The sequence below is a fragment of the Carnobacterium gallinarum DSM 4847 genome (assembly GCF_000744375.1).
In the GTDB taxonomy this organism is placed as follows: Bacteria; Bacillota; Bacilli; order Lactobacillales; family Carnobacteriaceae; genus Carnobacterium; species Carnobacterium gallinarum.
Window position 1 is genome coordinate 248,729 of sequence record NZ_JQLU01000005.1, and the last position, 25,225, is coordinate 273,953.

24 protein-coding genes and 2 pseudogenes are annotated in these 25,225 nt (G+C 34.2%); 4 read left to right on the plus strand and 22 right to left on the minus strand.

What is annotated here, in order from left to right; translation table 11 throughout:
- Nucleotides 1-14: 14 nt before the first annotated feature.
- The 7 genes and pseudogenes from BR43_RS06085 to BR43_RS20685 form a co-directional block, all read right to left on the minus strand.
- Nucleotides 15-1,374: pseudogene (locus tag BR43_RS06085) on the minus strand (IS1182 family transposase).
- Between the two features lie 386 nt (nucleotides 1,375-1,760).
- Complete coding sequence (locus tag BR43_RS06090) at nucleotides 1,761-2,294, minus strand: hypothetical protein (RefSeq protein ID WP_157463952.1); 534 nt, start codon at nucleotides 2,292-2,294, stop codon at nucleotides 1,761-1,763.
- A 101-nt stretch (nucleotides 2,295-2,395) separates the two neighbouring features.
- Nucleotides 2,396-3,202: a hypothetical protein gene (locus tag BR43_RS06095; protein ID WP_169741025.1), complete on the minus strand. Its 807-nt coding sequence runs from the start codon at nucleotides 3,200-3,202 to the stop codon at nucleotides 2,396-2,398.
- A 9-nt stretch (nucleotides 3,203-3,211) separates the two neighbouring features.
- On the minus strand, nucleotides 3,212-3,403 hold the full coding sequence (locus BR43_RS19835) for a matrixin family metalloprotease (RefSeq protein ID WP_157463954.1): 192 nt from the start codon (nucleotides 3,401-3,403) through the stop codon (nucleotides 3,212-3,214).
- A 1,433-nt stretch (nucleotides 3,404-4,836) separates the two neighbouring features.
- On the minus strand, nucleotides 4,837-5,031 hold the full coding sequence (locus tag BR43_RS18990) for a hypothetical protein (RefSeq protein ID WP_051933833.1): 195 nt from the start codon (nucleotides 5,029-5,031) through the stop codon (nucleotides 4,837-4,839).
- Nucleotides 5,032-5,136: 105 nt separating this feature from the next.
- A complete protein-coding gene (locus BR43_RS20680) occupies nucleotides 5,137-5,334 on the minus strand; it encodes a replication initiation protein (RefSeq protein ID WP_342668058.1) in 198 nt (65 codons plus the stop codon).
- Nucleotides 5,329-5,463: pseudogene (locus BR43_RS20685) on the minus strand (replication initiation protein); the annotation flags it as partial. The pseudogene BR43_RS20685 and the gene BR43_RS20680, both read right to left, overlap by 6 nt.
- A gap of 419 nt (nucleotides 5,464-5,882) precedes the next feature.
- Here BR43_RS20685 and BR43_RS06105 point away from each other — a divergent pair.
- Nucleotides 5,883-6,647 (plus strand): FtsX-like permease family protein, encoded by a 765-nt coding sequence (locus BR43_RS06105; RefSeq protein ID WP_034560298.1) that lies wholly within the window; start codon nucleotides 5,883-5,885, stop codon nucleotides 6,645-6,647.
- A 25-nt stretch (nucleotides 6,648-6,672) separates the two neighbouring features.
- Nucleotides 6,673-7,251: a hypothetical protein gene (locus BR43_RS06110; protein WP_051933836.1), complete on the plus strand. Its 579-nt coding sequence runs from the start codon at nucleotides 6,673-6,675 to the stop codon at nucleotides 7,249-7,251.
- Nucleotides 7,252-7,296: 45 nt separating this feature from the next.
- On the opposite strand, the gene BR43_RS06115 is transcribed toward BR43_RS06110, so the two are convergent.
- Genes BR43_RS06115 through BR43_RS06135 form a run of 5 tightly spaced genes read right to left on the minus strand, consistent with a single transcriptional unit; the run spans nucleotide 7,297 to nucleotide 11,549 of the window.
- Entirely contained in the window at nucleotides 7,297-8,118 is an 822-nt protein-coding gene (locus BR43_RS06115) for a histidine phosphatase family protein (protein ID WP_034560300.1), read from the minus strand.
- Nucleotides 8,119-8,139: 21 nt separating this feature from the next.
- The gene (locus tag BR43_RS06120; protein WP_034560302.1) at nucleotides 8,140-9,564 is read right to left on the minus strand and encodes a glycoside hydrolase family 1 protein; all 1,425 of its coding nucleotides are present in this window, start codon (nucleotides 9,562-9,564) and stop codon (nucleotides 8,140-8,142) included.
- Nucleotides 9,565-9,603: 39 nt separating this feature from the next.
- Nucleotides 9,604-9,951, minus strand: coding sequence for a PTS lactose/cellobiose transporter subunit IIA (locus BR43_RS06125; protein ID WP_034560303.1), 348 nt, complete (start codon nucleotides 9,949-9,951; stop codon nucleotides 9,604-9,606).
- Between the two features lies 1 nt (nucleotide 9,952).
- Nucleotides 9,953-11,209, minus strand: a complete 1,257-nt coding sequence (locus BR43_RS06130) for a PTS sugar transporter subunit IIC (RefSeq protein WP_034560305.1) — start codon at nucleotides 11,207-11,209, stop codon at nucleotides 9,953-9,955.
- Nucleotides 11,210-11,228: 19 nt separating this feature from the next.
- Complete coding sequence (locus tag BR43_RS06135) at nucleotides 11,229-11,549, minus strand: PTS sugar transporter subunit IIB (protein ID WP_034560307.1); 321 nt, start codon at nucleotides 11,547-11,549, stop codon at nucleotides 11,229-11,231.
- A gap of 174 nt (nucleotides 11,550-11,723) precedes the next feature.
- On the opposite strand from BR43_RS06135, the gene BR43_RS06140 reads away from it, so the two are divergent.
- On the plus strand, nucleotides 11,724-13,625 hold the full coding sequence (locus tag BR43_RS06140; RefSeq protein ID WP_034560308.1) for a BglG family transcription antiterminator: 1,902 nt from the start codon (nucleotides 11,724-11,726) through the stop codon (nucleotides 13,623-13,625).
- Nucleotides 13,626-13,726: 101 nt separating this feature from the next.
- On the opposite strand, the gene BR43_RS06145 is transcribed toward BR43_RS06140, so the two are convergent.
- The 6 genes from BR43_RS06145 to mreB form a co-directional block, all read right to left on the minus strand.
- A complete protein-coding gene (locus BR43_RS06145; protein ID WP_034560310.1) occupies nucleotides 13,727-15,157 on the minus strand; it encodes a sensor histidine kinase in 1,431 nt (476 codons plus the stop codon).
- Between the two features lie 2 nt (nucleotides 15,158-15,159).
- A complete protein-coding gene (locus BR43_RS06150) occupies nucleotides 15,160-15,885 on the minus strand; it encodes a response regulator transcription factor (protein WP_034560313.1) in 726 nt (241 codons plus the stop codon).
- A gap of 170 nt (nucleotides 15,886-16,055) precedes the next feature.
- On the minus strand, nucleotides 16,056-16,952 hold the full coding sequence (locus BR43_RS06155; RefSeq protein ID WP_034560315.1) for a 3D domain-containing protein: 897 nt from the start codon (nucleotides 16,950-16,952) through the stop codon (nucleotides 16,056-16,058).
- A gap of 421 nt (nucleotides 16,953-17,373) precedes the next feature.
- Nucleotides 17,374-17,718, minus strand: coding sequence for a single-stranded DNA-binding protein (locus BR43_RS06160; RefSeq protein WP_034560316.1), 345 nt, complete (start codon nucleotides 17,716-17,718; stop codon nucleotides 17,374-17,376).
- A gap of 104 nt (nucleotides 17,719-17,822) precedes the next feature.
- Nucleotides 17,823-18,026, minus strand: coding sequence for a DNA-directed RNA polymerase subunit beta (locus BR43_RS06165; RefSeq protein ID WP_034560318.1), 204 nt, complete (start codon nucleotides 18,024-18,026; stop codon nucleotides 17,823-17,825).
- 74 nt (nucleotides 18,027-18,100) lie between these two features.
- Complete coding sequence (mreB, locus tag BR43_RS06170; protein ID WP_034560319.1) at nucleotides 18,101-19,087, minus strand: rod shape-determining protein; 987 nt, start codon at nucleotides 19,085-19,087, stop codon at nucleotides 18,101-18,103.
- A 217-nt stretch (nucleotides 19,088-19,304) separates the two neighbouring features.
- Between mreB and BR43_RS06175 the strand changes: the two genes are divergently transcribed.
- On the plus strand, nucleotides 19,305-20,690 hold the full coding sequence (locus BR43_RS06175; protein WP_034558391.1) for an ISNCY family transposase: 1,386 nt from the start codon (nucleotides 19,305-19,307) through the stop codon (nucleotides 20,688-20,690).
- 616 nt (nucleotides 20,691-21,306) lie between these two features.
- Here the strand turns inward: BR43_RS06175 and murA are convergent.
- From murA to atpD, 4 genes are all read right to left on the minus strand, one after another.
- A complete protein-coding gene (gene murA / locus BR43_RS06180) occupies nucleotides 21,307-22,617 on the minus strand; it encodes a UDP-N-acetylglucosamine 1-carboxyvinyltransferase (RefSeq protein ID WP_034560321.1) in 1,311 nt (436 codons plus the stop codon).
- Nucleotides 22,618-22,763: 146 nt separating this feature from the next.
- Nucleotides 22,764-22,997, minus strand: coding sequence for a DUF1146 family protein (locus tag BR43_RS19490; protein WP_084679780.1), 234 nt, complete (start codon nucleotides 22,995-22,997; stop codon nucleotides 22,764-22,766).
- A gap of 189 nt (nucleotides 22,998-23,186) precedes the next feature.
- Entirely contained in the window at nucleotides 23,187-23,609 is a 423-nt protein-coding gene (locus tag BR43_RS06185) for a F0F1 ATP synthase subunit epsilon (RefSeq protein WP_034560322.1), read from the minus strand.
- An 18-nt stretch (nucleotides 23,610-23,627) separates the two neighbouring features.
- Complete coding sequence (gene atpD / locus BR43_RS06190; RefSeq protein ID WP_034560323.1) at nucleotides 23,628-25,055, minus strand: F0F1 ATP synthase subunit beta; 1,428 nt, start codon at nucleotides 25,053-25,055, stop codon at nucleotides 23,628-23,630.
- Between the last annotated feature and the right edge of the window lie 170 nt (nucleotides 25,056-25,225).

The following is a 25,225-nucleotide window of genomic DNA, read 5'->3' on the forward strand; positions in this document are numbered from 1 at the left end:
TTGATTATCTTTTATCAACTTGTTTTTTTATTTAGTATTTTTAAGATAAAAAATAAAGGCCTACTGCCTTTCCATAGCCACATAGCTAATTTTTTTAAATTCATAGCAGCAAACTTAAGCATCGTATGCACTGTAACTTTTTCCAAGCTTCTGTACTTGGTCCAGCGCATCCCATGCTTTTCTTTTACATCTGCAAATACTCGTTCAATGGTTTCTTTTCTCTTTTTATAAAGTTCTTTGTTAAACGCCGTATGGCGTAAATGCTCCAATTCATCCATCAGGTTTGACCAAACATGCCTCGTCACAAGTTTTTAATAATGGGCAGTTGATGCATTTTTTCGAATCAGATTTATATTCTCGATAGCCTTCACGATTAATTGTTGTAAATTTCAAAACACCGTTTGCTGGACATAAATAACAATCAAAATAAGTATCATAGACAAAATTATTTTTTCTGAAAAGTGTTTTATCGCCACGCGGTCGAGTATAAGGAAGGATTGCTTGGAGTTTCAAGTGTGTTAAAAAGTGGACAAATTTTGGTGTTTTATAACCTGCATCCGCAATCACGTTTTTTATTGAAGGAAACGTTCTTTTAGATTTTTTCACCAGTTGAAAAGCAACTTGGCTATCATGAATATTCCCTGGTGTGACAATGGTACTGATAATAAATCCATTATCATCACAAGTTGTATGTGTGGAATAAGCAAATTGTTTTTCTCGCTCTCCTTTAACGTAATAGCCACTTTCAGGATCTGATTTACTAATTTTTCGTTCTTTCAACTCACTTTCTGTGCCCCATGTAAAAGGATTTTTTCCTTCTTTTATTCGTTGTTCATTGATTTCATTTTCTAATTCATCTTGATAAGCTCTTGCCTCACTATAAGTCATTTCTTTATTAAATTTATGTTTATTTGCGTTGGCTTTAATATGAGTAGAATCCATATAAAGATTATCTTCTGTGACAAAGCCTGCCTTAACTGCTTGTTCTAAAACATAGGAAAAAATTTTTTCAAACAACGTGGTTTCTCTAAAACGTCGCACATAATTCTTTCCAAATGTTGAAAAATGCGGCACTTTATCATCGAACGAATAGCCTAAAAACCACCGATAAGCAACATTTGGCTCAATTCCCTTAATCGTTTGTCTCATGGATCGAATACCGAATAGGTATTGAATAAAAACTAATTTAATTAATACAACAGGATCAACACTTGGGCGACCTAAGGTCGAATACGTTGATTCAACAATAGGATAAATAAACTCAAAATTAATTGGATGATTAATTTTTCGTACTAAATGGTCTTGTGGCACAAGTTCATCAATTGTGAGCATGGAAAATTGATTTCTTCCGTTAACAGATTGTTTCGTCATCATAGCTATCACTCCTTGAATTCGTTTTCAATTCTATTATAAAAGAAAAAAACTGTAAACGTCATCCTTTTTGGGGACTTTGTCTACAGTCTGAAGCCAATCCTATTCGCTGTAGGGTTGGCTTTTGTGCTATTTATACTACCTTATCTTATCTCGCTCCTTAATAATATACTAAATTTCAATTAAATAACGAAAAAGTTCCTCGTTATCGAGCGACTTTACATAATGGCAATTATCTCAACCTCCACGACCCGTAAGGGACAGAGCTTGAAAGTTTGTGATGTTGAACTGGTATAAGTTCGGAATCTTGATTTAATAGGATTTAAAAAGGACGTTTCCTTGTGAAAATTAAAAGGAAAAAAACTTTTTAAATAATGTTTTTCGTTCTATTAATCATTGATTTCTGTTTTTTCTATGTCAGAAGCATTTTTTAATAAATTTTTAATCTCGACAATATAAGAATCACTCACATACTGGTTGATTTGAATCAAAATGTTCCGTTGGTAATTTGGCAACTGAACTGGATTAATGTAGTTAGTGTTTATTCCTGTGTAGTCAAAATAATCACTATTTTCAAATGATGCAATAGTTTCATCCATATCTTTTGAATTGTTAAAAATAATAAATTTACCTGTACGCATTTTATTAGGTGGGCTACCAAAAAAATCACTTATACCTATTTCTGCTTCTATATCAAATTCTATTATTTTTTTCGGATTTTTATAATATGATTTATAATTGTCGTCAATAATACTTGGGTAGGCTATTTTTAGAAGCTCTTTTTTTGACATTAACTCTATAATTCTCGTTAAGTATTCATCATTGCTCCAAGCCTTACTTTTTATATGTTCGTCATTAGTAATAGTTTCCTTTTTTGAATCTGATAGTTTAAAATTTATAGTGCAGGCAGTTAGTAGGACCAAAGTGAAAACTACCAATAAAATCTTTTTTATAGTTATTCATCTCCAATATTTTTTGTTTAAAAAGCCTTTGATAGAAAATGCTACAGTATTTATTTCTGATTTTAATTTTCAGAATTATCTTTCACAAAATTAGTAACTTCATCATTTAATTTTTCTTCTTGAACTACAGAAAGAACTATTTCACTTTCCGCTCCATTTACAGCACTAGGTAATGTAAACTCATTAAGTTCGTCATTTTTTTCAAAACGAGTCATATAATTCCCCATAAACTGATAAAAGTCCTGCGATACTCCTAACGATTCTTTCGGTAATTTCACTAAAAAAGCTGCCATTTCGGTTCCAGGTATTGAGTTTTGGACGCCATCAAAATTAACAACTACTTCTTCATCTAACTCTTTAGTTGTCATTTCTGGCTGCTTAGTATCCATCCCTAATTCTCTTTTTGATATTATTCCACCTGCTTCATAGATAATAATTTCAGTATCTTTAAAACTAGCATCTCCCTCTAGTACGTCATTGACGTATAAAGTTATCTTTGTATAAGGCTCTGATCCAGATTCTGTTGTATAAATAAATGGTTCGCTATTCACTACAACACCTGACACAGCTATTTCTGTAATTTCCAACACATCGCTGACTGTTTCTATATCTACATCTACAAAAGCTGAAGTGAAAAGTTGCTCTTTAGCGTTATATTCTGACCGTATTTTTTCTCCTTTAGTTTTTGATTCTGCTACAATTACGTCATACTTTGAGGTTTCAGATAATTTTTTACTCACTACAGACGAAGTGATTTCAGAATTATTTAACTCTGTATTAAACGATGTTTTTGTATCTTGAGAACATCCCGCTAGACTTAATAGCATGAATGTACTTAATAAAAAGAATTTTTCCATATTTTTAGTCACTTTCTTTTTTTAATATAAGTAGTTTATTCCTTTGAAATCATTGATAGTTGGTCCTGTTGGCATTCCGTTTGAGTTACTCGTTCTCATCACAGTTGAATCCCCTATAGTATTGTTGTGATTTAACCCAAATGCATGGCCAATTTCATGGGAAGCAGTTCTATTTTTAATAGTTACATTAGCACTAGCGTATGCTGTTGTCATAGTGATTTTTGCCCAATACCAACTAGTTTTACCGAATGGATTTACGACTGAGTTACCATTAAAACCTTGAGTATAGCCGTATACTCAAGATATAGGTCCTCCTCTATGAAAGTTCTATTGTAGAGTTGGATTGTGCAGAGGTACGTCTAAATGAAATAGCTGTATACGCTCCCGTCCCGTTACTGTTAACCCATTTACTCATAGCGCCGTTTATAACATTTTGATCGGCTGCTGTTGCATATCCTCCAGAATACCAATAGTATTTGGTACTGTTCCCATAGTTACCAACACCACTAGATAGCCTGTTTTTCCCCCAAGTTATATAAGTGGCGGCATTTACTTTTTCAGTAGCAATAAAAAATAAGGCTAAAAATAAACCTACTACAATAATTTTTTTTTCATGATAAACTTTCTCCTTTTCAACTTTTAATTAAAAACAACCAGTTATTATTTTAACAAAAAACAAAATATTTGTAAACGTTTTATTATATAATTTAATTCAGAATGATAGGTTTCGGTTCTTGAAAATAAATACGAAAACTAGCAATTTGGGTAGGGGGGCAGGGGAACAATGGAACCAAAAATTACGGTAGGATTGATTTTTAAAAAGTAAAAACGTTGATTTGAAAGGATTCTTTAAATTCCAACACTTTTTTTACCGTAAAACTTCCAAAACTATTGACCTGAAAATTACGGTACGTTTCAAAAACCGAACAATAGATCAAAATGCCGGTCGGTTTTTCTTAGTATATTTCACCTGAATTTGAGCTACTTAACATAAGACCGATTAAGCCAAGTACCATACACCGTAAGGGATAGCGCTATAAAGATTGTGAAATGAGAGTGGACTATCTGCTATAGTTTATAGAAATACTATCAACACGCAATGTTTAAAAAATCCATCCTTGTGAAATTTGATAGACGTATGCTCTAAATAAGCTATAATCATCAAATTTAAAAAGCGACTGTTAATTTCATTTTTTTTAATAAAAGTTCGGTTTTGTACCGTGATTCTTGGTTCCATCGTTCCCTTGACCCGAGGATTGCAAGGCTGAAAATTTTCACTTCGACAACTAAGAGAGAATATGAGTAGCCTGAGGATTTAAACATGAATGTGTACGCTTTTTAAGTTAAGTAGAATTGGAAATAAGGCGGGAGAATCAACACTTTTTTGTATTATCTAATTTATATAAAATGTTTAACGTGATTATTAAATAATATGTTAGTAGTATTTTGGAGGAATACTACTAACATATAGCTAGGGAAGCTCAACGAAACTTGAAAGATTCTTTTACAAGCAATTCTGGAAAAGATATTCAACAAAAGTTAATGGATAGAGCCGTGTTAATGGGAGATTCAAAAGCCGATATAAACAAGTTGAAAAAGTCTATGAAATCAGCAAATATCTAAAAAACTAGGAAAAGAAAGGCGGATTAAGCCTGTTCTTTTCCTAGTTTTTTTAATGCACGTTGCAAAGCTGATTTTTCTTTACCAGCGTAGCCTTTGGTTTCTAAAAATTCTGCTATTGTGATGTCGTATTGTGCCATTTGTTCGGCATACCATTCTTTATAAATTGACTCTTCTAATTTCGTGAGAGGAACAGAGGTATCCGTTGCCCAATCGGGCAAGGTTTCTTTCCGTTGACTAGAGGTTTTATCTGGATCAAATTTGTTCTCTTCCCACGTCCCTGTTTGTTCAGCCTGCCATGTGAATTTATAACCTAAAAGTTTGTTTCAACGAGTATTAACTTTTATTTTTATTAATTTTAACACTTTAAAATATTTAGGGAGTTCGTCTAGGATTGGTTTTAAGACTTTTTGATCCACACTACCCGATTTATAACTTGGAGGAATATCTAAAAGAAAATTAAATTCATTTAAGTTGAATTCACGAGTCCCCTTAGTGCGCCACTGTTTTAATAAACGGTACATAGATTTTGCATAAGTTGACCTAAGATGGGTAAATTCCTTCAGCTCCCATAAAGTGAAATTAGCTTCTAATTTATTTAGAACATATTCAAATTGTCTAGAAACCTCAATAATAACCTTCATATCGGAGTAATCTGACGTCCATTCAACTTTAAATTAGGAAAAAAGTGTCATAACTTCATACGAATTAGAAGTACGTTCTCTATATTTTAAATCGGATAATTTATCAACTAAACCAGCCATGGTCTTTTCGAAACGTTTATTATGGTCATTGCTATATTGTGCTAATTCTTGCTTGGAAAATATAATTTCTTTGCAACTTTGTTCCTTAGCTTTGGCTACAATTGAAAAAAAGAAATTCATTTCTTCATTATCTTTTATTAACTTGTTTTTTTATTTAGTTTAAGAATCTCTAAATTAAAAGATAAAAATACATTAACTGTTCACACTTTTTTCACAATCATTTACTATAATAAGTTATATAAAGTTACTATCTAACTATTTAGTGTTTTCATATAAAATTTAGATTTAAAGGAAAGGGGGCTTGAAAAATGACTATTTTCCAACGGGCGATGTTAAGTATCCGTCATAATCCATGGAAAAGTTCAATTGTTTTTCTATTTTATACGGTCTTCATTAGCAGTCTTTTCTTTTTCTTTTTAATTATGAATCAACTAAAGCAGTCACTAAGTGCTATTAATTCAGCTTTAGATACAACTAAAACTACTAATAGAACTGATTTTTTCCACTCGTTGGCTAAAACTATTACTGAAAAGTTGATTCCACTTACGCAACATATTTACCTAACACTTATTATCAGCACCCTTTTCTTTATGGGTTTATATATGCTCCTTTTCTTTTTACGTAAAAAAGAGTTTAGTAGTTTCCAGTTAATGGGAGAGAAAAAAAGTCGTATTTATTTCCAACTAGTTATAGAAAATCTTTTGCTAGTCAATGGATTTCTATTTATTCTCTTTTTAGGCAGTATCTTTTTCCGCGCTCCATTGGCTGCTCAGTTAAATCAGATTGAACAAGAATTACTTGATCAGAAAGTTCAAAATATCGTTATTAAGACACAGCCCATTACCGAGAAACAACAAACTCCCGATATGGCTGAAGGCTCTATCTATGAAAGTGGCGTATCTCATTTCAATATGGCTGTTGTAACCGAAACAAGTACTAGTTCTACCATTGAACCACAGTACTTTTCATTATTTGTTATTTTTATTAATTTCTTCACATTAATTTGTCTATCACCGGCAGCGATTTGGTTTCTTAATCGATCTGGTTCAAAGAATAATTACCACTTTGTTTAATTTAAATGGTTAGGATGTGTGAATAATGGCTAGTTCTCTTAATATACTAAAAAAAGAACAACTACTTGAAGATTTTCCATTTGGAGAAAAAAGTTTTTATACCATCTTTTTAGATGATGAAGAACATCAAGAAGTACAAGCAAAAAAAATATACAAATCTCTAATTTCATTATTTAATGAGTTTCATCAAGAACAACCTGGGTACATTCTACAAGATCCCCCTTTTATTAATTACCTGACGCTCTTACAAAATATGCTACTAGCAGTAACACTTGCACAACCAAAGCTACGCTCACCTGAGTTAGTCGTTCTGGATGCTTTAGAGGAAAGTCAATTTTCCCATAAACAGGCTGAAAAAAGAATTGCGGATTTCTCACCACAACAAATAAAAGAAATTCAATTAATTACTAATCTTTGCAGTCAAAAGCAGACAGTTATTATCGATGATTGGTTAAAAGATGAGAACGACATACAACAAAAAAATTGGATTTTAATTTTAAAAAGTCTAGTGAAACAAGAGCAGATTTCAGTAATTTTGGTCACTTCAAATCCAACAATTGCTGATATGGGGGAAATTCAATTTAACTCAGATAGCTTTATTTAACAAAAAATCAGAACGATTCATCTTACTGAATCGTTCTGATTTTTATTATTTTTTTGCTAAAGCTTCTTTTCCTTTTTCCAAATAGCTTAAATCTCCAATATCTACAATAGAGTAGCTACCATCTTTCACTTTCACTTTGGTTACACTGCAATTTTTAATTGATTCTCCTTGATATCCTCCTGGCACCAACAACTCTAAAATAGTTGGAATCTCACTACCATGAGCAACAATTAAAATATTCCCTCCACCTTTTTCAGTTCCTTTTTTGACAATTTGATCCATGGCTTTCTGTGATCTAATAACAATCTCTGCATAATTTTCTGCAGTTCCCGTTGGATCATTTTTAGCAATTAAATTGGCAATATCTTCATCACTTAACTTCTCCGTTAACGCACCATATTGTGACCAATCTTCATCAAAGGTTAAACCATTTTGCTGAAAAATCGGATCCCACATTGTTGCATTATCTCGTCCTTCATAGCCACCGTAATTCCACTCTCTTAATCCAGTCAATGTCTCTAATTCTAGATTTTTACGATTCCCTTGCTGCAGGACATAATGAGCAGTTGAAATAGCTCGTCCCAAATCACTAGAGTAAGCCAGTACAAAAGGAGTTGCTTCCAAACCGAATGCTAACTCTTCCGCACCTTGAACACCTTCTTCTGTCAAAGGTGTATCTGACCATCCCTGAACTTGTCCGGTTGTATTAAACATCGTTTTTCCATGCCTCACAAAATACAAAACAAGCTCCTTATCGTCTATTGCTAATTTACTACTTTCTAGTGCTTGATCATTAGTAGCAGACTCTCCATTACACGCTGCCAATAATACTACACAACCTAATAAAACAATCCATAATTTTTTCATTGTATTCTCCATGGTTTCATTTTATAACGTTTCCCCGTTACTAGCGATTACTTGTTGCATCCAAGTATAACTATCTTTCAAATAACGTTTGCCTGTACCTTTACCATAATCATCTTGATCTACATAAATGAATCCATAACGTTTGCTCATCTCCGATGATGAACAACTAATAATATCAATCGGTCCCCACGCACAATAACCACGTAAATCGACACCGTCTTGAATCGCTTCTTTCATTTGCTCAATGTGAGCCTTGTAATAATCGATTCGATAATCATCATGAATCTTGTCGTCTTCTTCTAAAACATCGTAACAGCCAATACCATTTTCAGTGATATAAATCGGACATTGATAACGATCGTAGAAGGAATTCAATAAAGTTCGTAAACCTAATGGATCAATTGTCCAGCCCCACGGATTGGCAGGCAACGCTTTGTTGCGGTAAGGCTCTGAGTGTTCAGCATCACAGATTTGTGTGTAGTAGTAAGAAAAGGACATATAGTCAGCTGTATGCTTCAGATCTGCTTCATCTTCTGGTCCAAAGTTTAGCTGAATCTTGTTTTCTTCAAAATATCTAAAGGCGTAACCAGGATAGTAACCCCGTAGCAATACATCCGCAAAGAAATACTGCATTTGATTAATTTTCAAAGTTGCAAGTACATCTTCCGGTTTGCATGTTGCTGCGTATTCTGGACCACCACACAGCATCATGCCAATCTCATAGTTTGAATCAACTTGATGAGCATAGTCTGTTGCTCGTCCACAAGCCACCATCATATTGTGAACTCCCTGATATTTTGCTTCAACCAAATTCTCAACTTTATCTTCCGCAATTCCTAAATGATTAAAGGATTCATGACCAATTAAGTTAATCTGATTAATAATAATCCAATACTTCACCTTGCCTTTGTAGCGATCAAATAAGACCTTACAATAATTAACAAAGAAGTCAATTACCTCTCTTGAATACCAACCTTGATAGTTTAAAGTTAAGTTCAAAGGAATCTCATAATGAGAAATTGTAATCATTGGTTCCATCCCATTGCTAATAATTTCATCAATCAGATCATCATAGAAGGCTAGACCTTTTTCATTTGGAACAAGGTCATCTCCATTTGGAAAAATTCGTGACCAATCGATAGATGTTCGGAAAAGCTTAAATCCTGTTCCACCTAATAACTTTAAATCTTCACGATAGGTTTCTTTAAAGTTAATCCCCCATCTTTTTGGAAAGACACCCGTACGATTGTTTAAAGCCTCTTCAATATAGCTTGTTGAAATTTCTGCATTAGAACGTTTCTCTAATGGCAAATCTGCTCGAAATTCATTAATATCTGCAACACTTGTGCCTTTCCCTTCAAATTCATAGGCACCTTCGGCTTGATTAGCAGCGATTGCTCCTCCCCATAGAAAATCCTTTGGAAAGCCTTTTGGAACTTGTCTCATTTTCTTCGCCTCTTTCTAGTTTATTTAATCTAATTTTTGTTATTTTTTTGCTTCTAATGAAGTCAATCTTGTATCTACTTTTTCAGCAATCTTGACTAAATGATTGGTAATGTTAATCTCGCTATAAATCGTCATTAGTGTATCTTGAGCATGGGTAAACAGTAAGGATGGTTTATGTTCTACTTCCTCTTCACGCATCTCATTTTGAATGGCCTCTGTTTGAATCTTATGGGCTTCTGTAATATTTTTCTTTGCTAATTTCATTTCAGCCTGTGCCGTTGCAAAATCATTTTTTTCAGTTGCAACTAAGGCATTTTTACAATTTACACGTGCATCTCCAGCAAATAAAATAATATTCATTGCTTGTTTTGTTGTTAGATCGTCCATTTTACGTGGTCCCTTCTGCTTTTAGATTTTCGGCCTTCGTTTCTTGATCGTCATAGGCTTTAAAGAACGGATACCAAATTGCAGCTGAAATCACAAAGATCAGCGCCATCAAGAGTAATCCAAAAATACTACCGGTTGTAAACCAAGTTACAAATGGGAATGGTACATACCACATCTCAAATTGAACCTTAGGAATGGGTGCAAAATGAATCACTTTCGTAAATAAATAAATCACTGTTGGTAAAATAATTCCTTGCAGCCACATTGGAATCATCAACAAGGGGTTCCAAGCTACAACACCGAAGATAACGGGTTCATTAATATTAAAAATAGATGGTGCTAAACAGGCTTTCCCTAATGCGCTAATCTTTTTAGACCGTGCTCGCATCATCATAAAGACAAGTGGCATCGTGCATCCAATTCCACCAATCCATAAGTAAGCGGAATATAACGTACTACTTGTGACTAAATTCAATGTTTCTGCAGTTGCTTGACCATTTTGAACTAATGTCAAATTTTCAGCAATTGCTTTTAACAATACGGGTTGAACAACTGGTGTTAAGACCCATGTCGAAATTCCCATTGAATACAAAAAGCAAATCAAAAACATCATTCCGATAAAACCTAATGGCGACTCCATAAAGCTTGATAAAGGCATAAATACGCTCAGCACCATGTTATATAAATCAACATTTAACATCAAAACAACGACCCAACCAAAGACAATAACAATCCCAATTGGCAGCATTGAATCAAACCAGGCTCTCACAAAATCAGGAATCACAGAGTCCTCTTTAAAGAACGAGAATTTCCCAACCATCACTAACACAAATCCTGCAATTAAGCCAGCGACAATCGCAACAAACATTCCACCTGCCCCTAAAGCTTCATGACCAAAACCAACCACGCCATCCTTTTCAATTTGTGGAGAAATAATCATGAGAAATAATATCAAACCACTCATTCCCGCAACAATTCGTTGCTTTCTAAGACGCTTCTTTTCCATTAAATTAAAAGGAATCAAAAATGCTACAAAGAGAGAAATCTTCCCCATCGTCCAACCAAATGGAATCCAAAAACTTGGTAGCATCGGAAAATATTCATTTAATATCGCTAACATTGAAAAAATAGAGCCTAAAAAAACAAATGGTAACGTTTGCATAATTGAATCTTTAATACTGACAATCCAAGGATTATTATTCACTTTATTCATTTTTGGTGAAAAGCTATTTTCCAACCAATTAATTAATCCATTCATCTCATTATCCCCTCCTTTATTATCCTTCTTCTTGTAAAGCACTTTGCAAATGTTCAATGGCTGCATTACCATCTAGCGTTGCATAATACTCTTTTTTCATCAGTATTACTTTGATTGGAAATTCATGAATCAGATCATCAATTTCATCTAAAATATAAGCCAAATGAGGTCCTACCATTAAAGCATCAATCTCCTCAATATAGTTCTCAATTTCTGATTCACTTCTAGCAGAAATCTTCATATCTAATTGCTTTTCTTTAGCAGCCTTCCGCATATTAGCTGCCATAAATCCGCTACTTGCCCCTGATCCACAAACTAATAAAACATTTAATTCACTCATTTTTTCTTCCTCCCGACTAAGTTTTCTTACACTCCTATCATCTATAATTTTCACTTATTTATCAAATATCCTTTTTTCCTACTACGTCTAATTTGGCGGAAAAAAATGTATTTGATTTGCTACTAAGAAGATTGAGATAATAGAATGAATAAGAAATGAGAGGAGATTTTTACTGTGTCCTTAAATAAAAAAGAAACAGCGCTGATAAAAATGCTGACGCAGCAACAAACTTGGCTATCAGCAACCTATTTATCGGAAGCTTTATCTACCTCAACACGAACTATTCGGAATTATGTCTACCGGATTAATCAAAAAGCTGGACTTGAATTGATTGTATCTTCTAGACAAGGCTATCAAATCGATTGCACTTTTGGTGTTGAAGAGTTACTCTCTCAAAATAAACGAGACGTATATACACCTAAAGATCGACTGAATTATTTAATGAATTTATTGATTCAACATCGAAATGTAGACTATTTTGATGTAGCTGAAACGCTATTTGTTAGTGTTCCAACTATTGAAAAAGATACTCTACGTTTACGTAAAAAATTATGTGGTTTTAATTTAACCTTAGTAAAGCATGGGCAATTCCTCAGTATGGAAGGTGAAGAAGTTAATTTTCGTCGTCTAGCTAGTACAATGTTGCAAGATGAGGCCTTGCAAAGTTTTCAATCCTTAGATTACATTCAATCTATTTTTCCAGATATCTCAATTCAGTATGTACAAAAAATTGTAATGACCTGCTTAAATCAACAACATTTATATGTAAATGGATATGCAATGAATAGTTTGCTGTTACATATCGCTATTGCCATTAATCGACTACTTCATAACCAGCGATCTGAAATGGTGCCTACACCTCTTCTCTTTTCAGATGATCAAATGGAGCATTTATTAGCTAAGCAAATTGCGCTAGAACTTAATCAGTCCTTTCAAGTAGAGATGGATCAATATGAAGTTTATAATTTAACCTTGCTTTTAATGACAAAAATCTCTCCATCAAATGATGCCTTTTTAAAAAATTATATGGATACTTCGATTTACACCTTTGTAGAAGAAACGATGCAATTAGTTTCAGAAAAATACTTTATTGCTACTGTTTCAGCAGATCTCATTTTAAACTTAGCATTACATGTCTCAAATTTAATTACTCGAGCCAAAAACGGAAAACAAGTTCGCAACCCTTTGGCAGAGGAAATTAAACAATCCTATGCCTTTATTTATGAAGTTGCTGTTTTTATTGCCAAACAAATCCAAAAAAATATCCAAATGCCGATTACTGATGATGAGATTACCTTTATTGCCTTGCATATTGGGTCCTATTTTGAGGAAAAATTTGAAACTGAAAATAAACTGAGCTGCATGATTTACACTCCTGAATATTACGACCTTCATCAACGATTAATCTATAAAGTGGGCGATACATTTAAATCAAGTTTAACTATTCTTGGAAGTGTTCATTTGCTAAATAATGAGGATATTGCTGAATTAAAGCGAGCTGACTTAGTCTTAACTACAATTGATTTGCCTGACTGGCCTAATGGGATTCACATCTCACCTTTTCTTTCACAAAAAGATATAGATAAAATTCAAAAACAGATACACTATGTACAAAATCAACAGTTGCAAACAGAGCTTAAGGAAGGGCTTACAAAGTATTTAACTCCTGAACGCTTTGAGCGCAATATTTATTTGGACACACCAGAGGAATACATTGAACATCTTGGTGGACAACTAGTTCACGCTCACTACATCGATCGTTCATTTATTGAATTGATTAAAGAACGGGAAAAAATGTCAGCGACTTCATTTAATAATTCCGTGGCTTTGCCTCATGCAATTGAAATGAGCGCCAAGAAAACTGGCGTTTCAATTATTATTAATAAACATCCAATAAAATGGGATACTCACTACGTTCAAGTGATTATTATGATTGTCATGAACCAAAGTGATACTAAAAAATTCAGACAACTTTTTGATTTTATGATTGATACTTTTTCTAATCAAGAGCGACTAAAACATTTGTTAGATGCCGAAAATTATGAGCAATTTATTGAGAAATTATTTACGTTATGACTAAATTAAAAAAAGACTGAGAAAAAGCAATATTTAAATGAATAAAGAGGGCGAAACAAACTAAAACATAGTTTGTCTCACCCTCTTTAATTCATTTATTCTTAGACAGAAGTTTCTTCTGCCACCGTTTCTTGTGGGAAGGATAATCTAAAAGTTGTTCCTTCATTTGGTACACTTTCTACTGTGATTTTAGCATTATGCATATTTATTAGCTGCTGGACAATCGCTAAACCTAAACCAGATTCCCCAAATTTAGTATTTTTTCTAGAAACATCTGCTTTGTAGTAGCGTTCCCAAATATTAGCAACCTCTTCAGCGGTCATTCCAATTCCAGTATCTTGAATTTCAATCACTGTTTCATTTAATCCAGCAAAACCAGTTACTGTAATGTGACCATTTGAAGTAAATTGAATAGCATTTTGAATGATATTCACAATGATTTGCACAAATCGATCGTAGTCTGCAAAAATAGTTAGATCTGGTGAACAGTCTAATTCTAACGTATTTCCAGCCTCACTAGCTTTTACATTTAGCTGTTGAACAATTCCCTCTAAGGCCTCAAATGCATTAAAGGTATACTTAGATAATGTAATCTGATTAGAACGAATTTTTTCATAATCTAGATTTTCATTCACTAAACGAATTAAGCGACGGGTTTCATTTTGCATCAACGTAATGCTACGTTTCTTTTGCTCTTCTGGAAAGACATCATATTCCAGACCTTCTAGAAGCCCATTAATGGTTGTTAGAGGCGTTCTCATTTCATGAGCTGCATCAGCCATGAATTGTCTTCGGCGATTCTCTTGACGCTCAATTTCTTCATTTGAGTCCTTCAAAGAGCTGGCCATGCTATTAAAGTCTTCCGCTAAATCATCAAACTCATCTCTAGCCTTACTTTCTAAATGCACATCGAAATCACCTTTAGAAATACGATGAGTTGCATTCCGAATGCGATTAATTCGTTTTACTTGATACTGCGCTAAGACAAAACTCAATATTAATGCACATATTGTTGAAATAATCAGCGCAAAATAAAGATTTTTCTTCAATTCAGAAATACTTCCTTTAATGTTACTAACGGGAGCATCAACATAAACTACACCAGCAAATTGCTGCGTATCTGAATAGACGAATGGTACTAATACCCATAGCTGTTGCTTTTTATTTCCTAACAAATCAATAGCTGAATCACCTTTTGAACTAACTTCATTTCCAGATTCCAGTGCTTTAAAATCTGCTTCTGAGATATTTAAGTACTTGCCTTTGTCTCGTAAAGGAGAAATAATCTGCTTTTTATCATTAGTTACAAAAATACGAATGTCTTGATTACGCAGTAGAGCCTCTGCCCACTGAGAATTCTCTAATAGACCATTGGGATTTTCAATAATTGTATTGGCATAACTACTTAGCTGGCGCTCCAAGTTCTCTTGCACTGTATCTGATGTAAATTTAACAAATGAAAAACCTAGAATAATTAAAACCGTCATAATAACTGCAAAAAAGGCCAACATTTGTTGATAAAGATACTTCATAGTTATTCAACTCCGCTGTCATCAAACTTATAACCGACTCCCCAGACAGTTTGAATTACCTGTGGACCCGTTTTTTCAATTTTTTGACGTAATTTTTTTATATGTGCATCGACGGTTCGCTCATCCCCATAATATTGATAATCCCAAACAAGTGTTAATAACTGTTCTCTTGAGAAAACCTGTTTAGGACTTCTAGCTAATGTGTAAAGCAACTCAAATTCTTTTGGTGTTAATCCTTCAATTGGTTTTTTGAATAAAAAGGCTTCTCTTGTTTTTGTGTTAATCTTTAAATGATCCGTCTCCACTTCAAAATCTTCATCTTTAGTGTGCTTTGTTCCATCTGAGCTTTCTTGTATGCTTAAATCCGCTCTACGATGTAATGCTTTAAGACGAGCAATTAATGTTAATGGACTAAAAGGTTTCGTTACATAGTCATCTGCGCCCATTTCTAGACCAATTACTTGATCACTCTCTGAATCTTTAGCTGTTAACATAATAATCGGAATACTTTCAGATACTTTTCTAATTTCACGACAAATCTGAATTCCGTCCATTGTCGGTAAGTTTAAATCTAACGTAACAATATCCCATGCATCAGGTTTCTCTAAAAAAGCATCTAATCCTTCTTTTCCATCTTGCTTAAAGGTTGCATCCCAATTTTCTTTTAAAAAAAACATTTCCATCATTTCACAGACAGATTGGTTGTCTTCAATCATTAATATTTTCATCTAGATCCCTCGTTTCTGTTCAATTCTGATAGTCTCTCTTCATTATACTATTTTTAACTGCTGAAACAAAGTAACTTACTAAAGAATCAAATTTTCTTCACAAAGTATTCATACTTAGAATAAAGAAAAAAGCCCTCATATTTCTATGAGAGCTTTAAGCATAATCTATCTTAATCTAAAATTGTTACATTAACGGTACGAACGCCCCATTGATAGCAAGCAGCTACTGTTGAAAAATGTACATCAATCTTATTTCCAACAATTGCCCCGCCTGTATCGCCAGCAATTGCTTCTCCATAACCTTCTACCATAACACGGCTACCTAATGGAATAACGCTTGGATCAACTGCAATCACATTTGGTGTTTGTCTTAGATCAATTCCAGTTGCGGTATACGGTGTTAATCCTGCTTCACTAAAACTATACGCTGTAGAAGTAACGGTTACTGTCCGTCCAGTTGTTGGTGCTGCTTCAGCAACGACTGGTACTGGTGTTTCGGCTACAGGTGTTGCTTCAGCTGTTTCGATTGTTGCTTCAGCCACAGGTTCGATTGTTGGATTAACTTCCGTCACAACAGGTGCTGGTGTTTCTACAACAGGTGCTTTCCATGTTAATTTTGTTGTTTCGATTTTAGTAGGGTCTTTTTCAGTTTGTATTTTAAGCTTTTGTCCCACTTGAATAATTGAATCAGCTGTTAAACCTTCATTCCATTTAGCTAAATCATCCATTGAAACTTCAAAAGCTTTTGCAATATTTTCACTAGTATCACCAGCTTCTACAGTATAACTTGCAACAGTTGGTGTTTTCTCAATTTTTGTAACCTTTGTCATAGCTGCTTCTTTTTCAGTTAAGTTCTTATCAGCTAGTAGGTTTTTTATTAAATCTGGCGATTGACTAGAATCATTTAAATCCGCCAACACTGCTTGATTTGATTGGATAGTTACGTTTTGAGTTGATACTATCTTGTCTGAACTATCATCTAAAGTTGCAGCTAGTACAGAAGAGATCCCCACTGTCCCTGCAAATAAAGTTGACATAATAGCCATCGACATGATTGTTTTCTTCATACGTTTATTTCCTCCTATTCATTACGAGGAAAATCTTACCATGCCACTAATCCCTCTAGGTTACTGAATCATTAAGCATTCATTACTCGGTTCCAAATCACTTAAGGATTACCGTTATAATTGTAAATTTTCTGACAATTCTTTTTTTTTTAAAATAATACTAAATTTCATTTTATTTCTCATTTTTCCTTATAAACCCTAATTTACTCACTTTTAATTCTAAACTTTCAACAAATTTTTTTCTCATCTTTTTTTTTAAAATTTACAGCATTTACGTAAGATTGCTTATTTTAATATTACAAATCAACAAAATAAATGGTTAAATTCGCTACTATTTTATTTATAAAAAAAAGAAAGCATGCTTTTAGACTACATTGTTACAGTTAAATAACAACTAAGTCAGGTCATTTAGAAAAAATTGCTACTCATCTTCAATAGATATCGTCTCTTCTGTTCGTTTATTTTGCAGAAATTGAACTTCTTCAACCCGCATTTCAACAACGAAAACAGTCTCCTTCTCACGATTAATAAAGCTATGAGATTGCATCTTTCCATTGAGACCAATCAAATCTCCTTTCTCACAATACAAATCAATTAGCTTCGCAACTTTACCCCAAGCAACTATTGGAATAAAATCAGTTTGTCCTGAATCTGTTTTAAATAATCTCTGGACAGCAAGTGTATTATTCAGTACGACTTTATTCTCACCTACATTCTGAATTTGTACCTCCCGAACTAAACGCCCCACCAATGTTACCTGATTCATGTTCTTCACTCCCTTCTGCTAGTACTATATGCAAAAAAAGTCAAAAAATTTTTTAAAACTAAAAAAAGTCTTAATTCAATTTTTTGAATTAAGACTTTTGCTAGTTATTTAACAACTTTTCCCTTAGTGAAGTAACTAAAAATATGTTTCCAAGTTGCTGAATCGAAAATAGAAAATGGATTTCCATCTCCTAGTACTCCAAAACCAATCATGGATCCAATCAAGAATGCCAAGATAATTGTGCAAATTACAATCAACACCTTATAGGCAGTTGGTAGACTGGTTAATTTTATTTTTTTCTGCCTCATTTTCCACCTCATTCGTTAACACAGCATTATTCTTTTAAATAAGAATACAGGTCATTTATCAGGGGATAAAAGAATTAACGACGCTTTTTATTGATATTTTCTAATAAAATCCCTGTTCCTAGAGCAACAGCATCTAGTGGACGTTCAGCTACAAATACAGGTACTTTTAGTTCTTCTGCAAATAGTTGATCAATCCCATCTAGTAACGCACCGCCACCAGTTAAGATGATTCCACGATCTATGATATCCGCTGATAATTCAGGCGGTGTTTGTTCTAATACGTCTTTTGCTTGTTGAACAATCAACATCATTGATTCATTTAATGCTTCTTGAACTTCATCTGATGTAATTGTAATTGTTCTAGGTAAACCACTAACCATATCGCGACCACGAACATCCATTGAATCTGTACGATTCTTAGGAAAAACAGTTCCAATCTCCATCTTAATTGATTCAGCAGTACGTTCACCAATTAATAATTTATATTTTTTCTTCACATATTGTGTAATTTCACTGTCTAGCTTATCACCAGCTAATTTTAATGAACGACTCGTAACAATATCTCCCATTGATAAAACTGCGATATCACTAGTTCCTCCACCTATGTCAATAACCATATTTCCGCTTGGTTGGAAAATATCCATTCCAGCACCAATTGCAGCAACTTTAGGCTCTTCTTCAAGATAAACATTTTTCCCACCACTTTTTTCAGCAGCTTGAATAATGGCTTTTTGCTCAATAGATGTGATATTTGTAGGGCAGCAAATTAAGATGTTTGGCTTTGATAAGAAACCTTTTACGTTTAATTTATCTATGAAATATGAAAGCATTGCCTCTGTAATATCAAAATCAGCAATAACGCCATCTTCTAAGGGACGAATTGCACGTATATTTCCTGGAGTCCGTCCTACCATACGATAAGCTTCCTCACCAACTGCTAAAACTTGTCCATTTGTTGTATCAATAGCTACTACAGCCGGTTCATTTAGAACAATTCCTTTACCTTTTACATGAATCAATACATTTGCTGTACCTAAATCGATACCTATATCTTTCGCCATTATTATTGTTCTCCTCTCAAAGCTCTTCGTTCAAATTTAGGCTATAATAAAATCTAGCCATCTAATATTTTATTATAGCATAATTCCTACTATTCGGAAACTAGCATTTTCTTAAAAATTTGATAATATCGTTCGAACATGATAATGTCTTAATGTAATCGAAGCACAAAATGTCCCTTCGTGATAAAATCAAACCATGAAAAGGATAATACTAACAATGAATGAAGATAAGAAATATAACGTAATAAAAGCTGTCACAGAAAAAAGAAAAGATAAGAAGAGAGCTTGTGTTGAACTAGATCTCTCGATCAGACAAGTCAATCGATTAATCCAAAAATATCAAGAAGGAGGAAAGGCTGTTTTTTCACACGGCAATAGAGGAAAAAAACAGATGCATGCCGTACCGGAGGATGTAAAAAAACAAATCATTGGGCTTTATCAACAGTTTAATATAAAACCGAATGTGAAGCACTTTACTGAAATATTAAAGGAGGATTATGCGATCTGTTACACCGATACAACGATTCGAAATATTTTATACCTAGCGAATATTATCTCACCTAAAACACAAAGAAAGACACGAAAAAAAATAAAAGCTCGAATCAAAGCACAATCAATGAAAGCAAAGACAAAGCTTGATAATCCACTGCTTCCAAGAGCCGAAGATCAACTGGCTTCACCCGAAAAAATCCATCCTAGCCGCTCTAGGAAAAAATACCAAGGAGAGCTGATTCAAATGGATGCCAGTTCATACAATTGGTTCGGGAACGACGTCACCCATCTTCACTTAGCGATTGATGACGCTTCTGGGGATATCGTTGGTGGGTATTTCGACACGCAAGAAACGCTCAATGGCTATTATCATGTGCTCCATCAGATCCTCCGTAACCGAGGGATTCCTTTAGCTTTTTTAACCGATAAACGAACCGTTTTTGACTATCAATCCAAAACCAAGAAAGTCGTTGAGGAAGATACCTTCACGCAATTTGGTTTTGCCTGCCATCAACTCGGTATTGACATTCGTACCTCCTCTATTCCACAAGCGAAAGGCCGTGTAGAACGATTAAACGGCACGGTTCAATCACGACTTCCTGTAGATTTAGAATTAGCAGGGATCCAATCTATTGTGGAAGCCAATCATTTTTTAACAAAATGGATTCAATCATTTAACAGGAAGTTTGGTAATAAGACGAAGGAATCAATCTATGAGAAGGCACCTACGAAATCAGAGATGAATTTATTATTAGCACGAGTCGCAAATAGAAAAATCGATAGTGGGCATCACATTCGGTATCAAAATAACTACTATTTACCGACGGAGGGTAGCGAAGATCAGTACTTTACACGCGGATCAAAAGCCCTCGTTATCGAATCCTTTAACGGCGAAATCTATGTAAATATCGCTGAAAAAATATACACAACAAGGAGACTGAAAGAACATGACGACTATTCAACAGAGTTTGACCCGATTCCAGAGCAAAAAAAAGAAAGACGCCAGTATATTCCCCCACAATCTCACCCGTGGAAACTAGAGTCTTTCAAAAGATATCTTCGCAGCATCGGAAAAACACTCGAAGAATACGAAGCTGAACGAGCAGCTTAACACTCATTTTACCAAATACGGTCACATTAATGCAAGTTTTTACGAAGGAAAAGCTTGCATTAATGTGAGCTTAAGGTTTAGGACATTTTACCTTTCGCTTGACACTAGCATTTTCTTAAAAATTTGATAAAAAACCGCTATCTTTATCGTTTTTTACAACTTTCCATATTATTATAACGATTGTTTCATAAATTCATCTTAAAACTGGAATTCAATTTCACTATCAAAAATTTAGTTTGGAAAAGGCTTCCTTTAGGTACGTTTCTAAAATTTAAAAAATATGCATCTTAAAATGGCGAATATTCATTGTAGAAATTGCTTTCTACATAATTTTTCCAAGAACTTATCCTCTAACAAATAAGAATGAATCTCATGAATTGGAATTCCTCCAACATCAAAATAAAGTTCAGCAAAGATTTGATGTTGGAGAGCTTGACTATTTTCTATTTCTAATTGATAATCTGCTTTTATTTGATTGAATATAATTTACTTATGTTGACTGTTCAACTTGTTGATTGTGAATGTCATTTTTCAACATTACATATGTAATAAATAGTTTTATAAAAAAGACCCTAAAAATTAGATTTGACTAAAATTCAGGGTCGATACCATTTAATTAATTAAATAAGCTTGCTAATTCAGCATCCGCTAAAACATGTGTGTCTTCTTCGTTAACACGTTCAACATCAGCACCTAATGCTTGTAATTTTTTGTGGAATTCAAAATAACCACGATCTAGATATTCTAAATGAGTTACACGTGTATAACCTTCTGCACATAAACCACTTAAAATTAAGGCTGCTGCTGCTCTAAGATCCGTAGCAGCTACTTCAGCACCTTGTAAGTTTGTAGGACCATAAATAACTAAAGAGGAACCTTCTACTTTAAAGTTCGCATTCATGCGTCGTAATTCTTCCATATGCATGTAACGATTTTCAAAAACCGTTTCAGTCATTGTACTTGTACCTTCTGCTAATAATTGAATAGCAGTCATTTGTGCTTGCATATCTGTTGGGAAACCAGGATGAGGCATTGTTTTCACATCAGTTGCTTTTAACTGATCCGGTCCAATTACACGTAGACCATTTTCTTCTTCAATAATCGTTACATTCATTTCTTTTAATTTAGAAATTAAAGGTTTGTTGTGTTCAGACATCGCATCTTCTACTAAAACATTTCCTTTAGTCATTGCAGCGGCAATCATAAATGTACCAGCTTCAATACGGTCAGGAATAATTCCATGTTCCGTTCCAACTAACTCTTTTACGCCTTCAATTCTGATTGTTTCAGTACCAGCACCAACAACTTTAGCACCCATACGATTCAAGAAGTTAGCTAAATCAACAATTTCAGGTTCACGAGCTACGTTTTCAATCGTTGTTGTTCCCTCAGCTAAAGTAGCTGCCATCATAATATTCTGTGTTGCACCTACACTTGGGAAATCAAGATAGATACGTGCACCTTTTAGTTTATCTGCAAAAGCTTCGATATATCCATTTTCGATATGTACTTTCGCACCCATCGCTTCAAAGCCTTTTAAATGTAAATCAATTGGTCTAGTTCCAATTGCACATCCTCCTGGAAGAGCAACTTTAGCATGACCTAATCTCGCTAATAATGGACCCATAACTACAATTGACGCACGCATTTTGCTTACGTACTCAAATGGAGCTTCAAAATTTAATTCATGAGTTGCATTAACTGCAACAGTTTTATTTTTTTCATTAAACGTAACATCTAAATTTAAGTGATGTAGCACTTCATTAATTGTATAAACATCAGACAATGTTGGTACATTTGTTAACTTACTTTCACCAACACTTGCTAAGATAGTTGCTGCTAAAATAGGTAAAACTGCATTTTTAGCACCCTCTACTTTAACTGTTCCTTCCAGACGCTTACCGCCACGAACAATTATTTTTTCCATGTTTTAAACCCCTCCGAAACTCTTAAGTGCTTCATTGAATAACAAAAAGAATTTTTTATTCAATGGTCGCTTCTAGCATTATAGCATGAAATGATTTCACGAAACAATCATTTCATTCATTTTCTAAAAATTTAATTAGTTTTCTCTTATTTTAACAAATACGGCAAACTTTTCGATAGATTAATAAACTCCAAGAAAAAGCTACTAACCGTGTACCCAATTACGATTGATAAGAAAATATAAAGTACTTGCGCTTGCCTAACTTGTCCTTTATTGATCCAGTTGTCAAATCGTACAGCACGTAACGCCCAGAAAGATAACATAATAAATAGAATATGGGAAATAACTCCCAATAAAGATTGAACGCCAAAAATAGACACGAAATGCCTCACTCCCTTCTTTATCTATCTACCTTGGTACTATAGATAATAAAACTTTCTCATTCTTTTGCTGCATGAATCCGAATGAGTATGTAAAAATCCTCAGAACTACATCTGAGGATTTTGTTTAATCATTGAAACTACTCGCTTCATTAATTCCACTATCCATTAAAATGAAACAATCAAAAACTACTGACCATGATGTTTAACCGAAATCCGGTTAATTGCTTTGTGTAAAGCAACTGTTGCTCGTTGAATTTCGTCACGATCTTCATGTTCTTTCGCTGCTTCAATTCGTTTTTCAGCTTTTTCTTTTGCACGTTCAGCACGGCTTAAATCAATATCACGTTCTCTTTCTGCACTATCCGCAAGAATAATACAAACATTATCACGAACTTCCATAACCCCACCATTTACAGCAACTGCATCTTCGTGGTCTGGTCGATCAATTCGTTTAATCCGAACTTCATTAATTTGCAAAGGAACAATAATTGGAGCGTGCTGTGGTAAAATCCCGATTTCTCCATCGAGGGTTTTAGCAACAACCATATTCGCCTGATGATCATAAACAAGCCCGTCTGGTGTAACAATATTGACTCTTAAAGCAGCCATGAGTTACCCTCCTTTTAATTAGTAGCCTTCAGCCTTCGCTTTAGCAACAACATCTTCAATTTTCCCAACACTTCTAAATGCATCTTCAGGTATATCATCGTATTTCCCATCTAATATATCTTTAAAGCCACGAATCGTGTCTTTAACTGGTACATAAGATCCTGGTTGTCCAGTAAAGGCTTCAGCAACGTGGAAATTTTGTGATAAGAAGAACTGAACACGACGTGCACGAGAAACTAAAATCTTCTCGCTATCTGATAATTCATCCATTCCTAAAATAGCAATAATATCTTGTAATTCACGATAACGTTGTAACGTTTGTTGAACTTCAGTTGCTACTTTATAATGTTCTTTCCCAACAATTTCAGGTGCCAATGCACTTGAAGAAGAAGCTAACGGATCAACTGCAGGATAAATCCCTTGTTCCGTTAATTTACGTTCTAAGTTAGTTGTTGCATCTAAATGGGCAAACGCTGTAGCAGGAGCCGGATCGGTATAATCATCGGCTGGTACATAGATAGCTTGAATAGATGTGATTGAACCTTTTCTTGTTGAAGTAATACGCTCTTGTAATTGACCCATTTCTGTTGCCAATGTAGGCTGATACCCAACGGCAGAAGGCATACGACCTAAAAGTGCCGATACTTCTGAACCCGCTTGAGTGAAACGGAAAATATTATCGATAAATAAAAGTACATCTTGTCCTTCATCATCACGGAAATATTCAGCAATTGTTAAACCAGTTAAAGCAACACGCATACGTGCACCAGGCGGCTCATTCATTTGACCAAATACCATCGCTGTTTTTTCGATAACACCAGATTCTCTCATTTCAAAATACAAATCATTACCTTCACGGGTACGTTCCCCAACTCCGGTAAATACTGAAATTCCACCATGTTCTTCAGCAATATTGTGAATTAATTCCTGGATAAGTACTGTTTTACCAACACCCGCTCCACCAAATAACCCGATTTTACCACCTTTTAAATACGGAGCAAGTAAATCAATTACTTTAATTCCAGTTTCTAAAATTTCAGTACTACTACTTAATTCATCAAAAGCTGGAGCGCTTCTATGAATGACATCACGACGAGCTTCAGCTGGAAAAGGCTCTTGTAAATCAATGGTTTCGCCTAATACGTTAAACACACGACCCAAAGTTTCCTTTCCAACTGGAACTGAAATCGCACGTCCAGTGTCTTCAACATCCATCCCACGTTGCAGTCCGTCTGTTGATTCCATTGCGATGGTACGAATGATGCCATCACCTAACTCTAAAGCAACTTCTAAAACAATAGTTTCAGGTGCTTCATTTGTTTCAGCATTTTTATTGTAGATTTTTTTAACAATTAGGGCATTATTAATATCAGGTAATGATCCATCTAATGGGAATTCCACATCGACAACGGGTCCAATTACTTGAACAATTTGACCTATACTCATTCGTTTTTCCTCCCATTTAATAAAAAGTTTGTGGAGCCTGCTTAACTCTGACAGAAAAATAGGAACTGGAAGAGATGACGTTTTTTGTCATTTTTTTCATTTATCTTTTTTCCGAAGAGTTGGCTCATAAAAACTAGCCTTAATAAAAAGTTTGTGGAGCCTGCTTAACT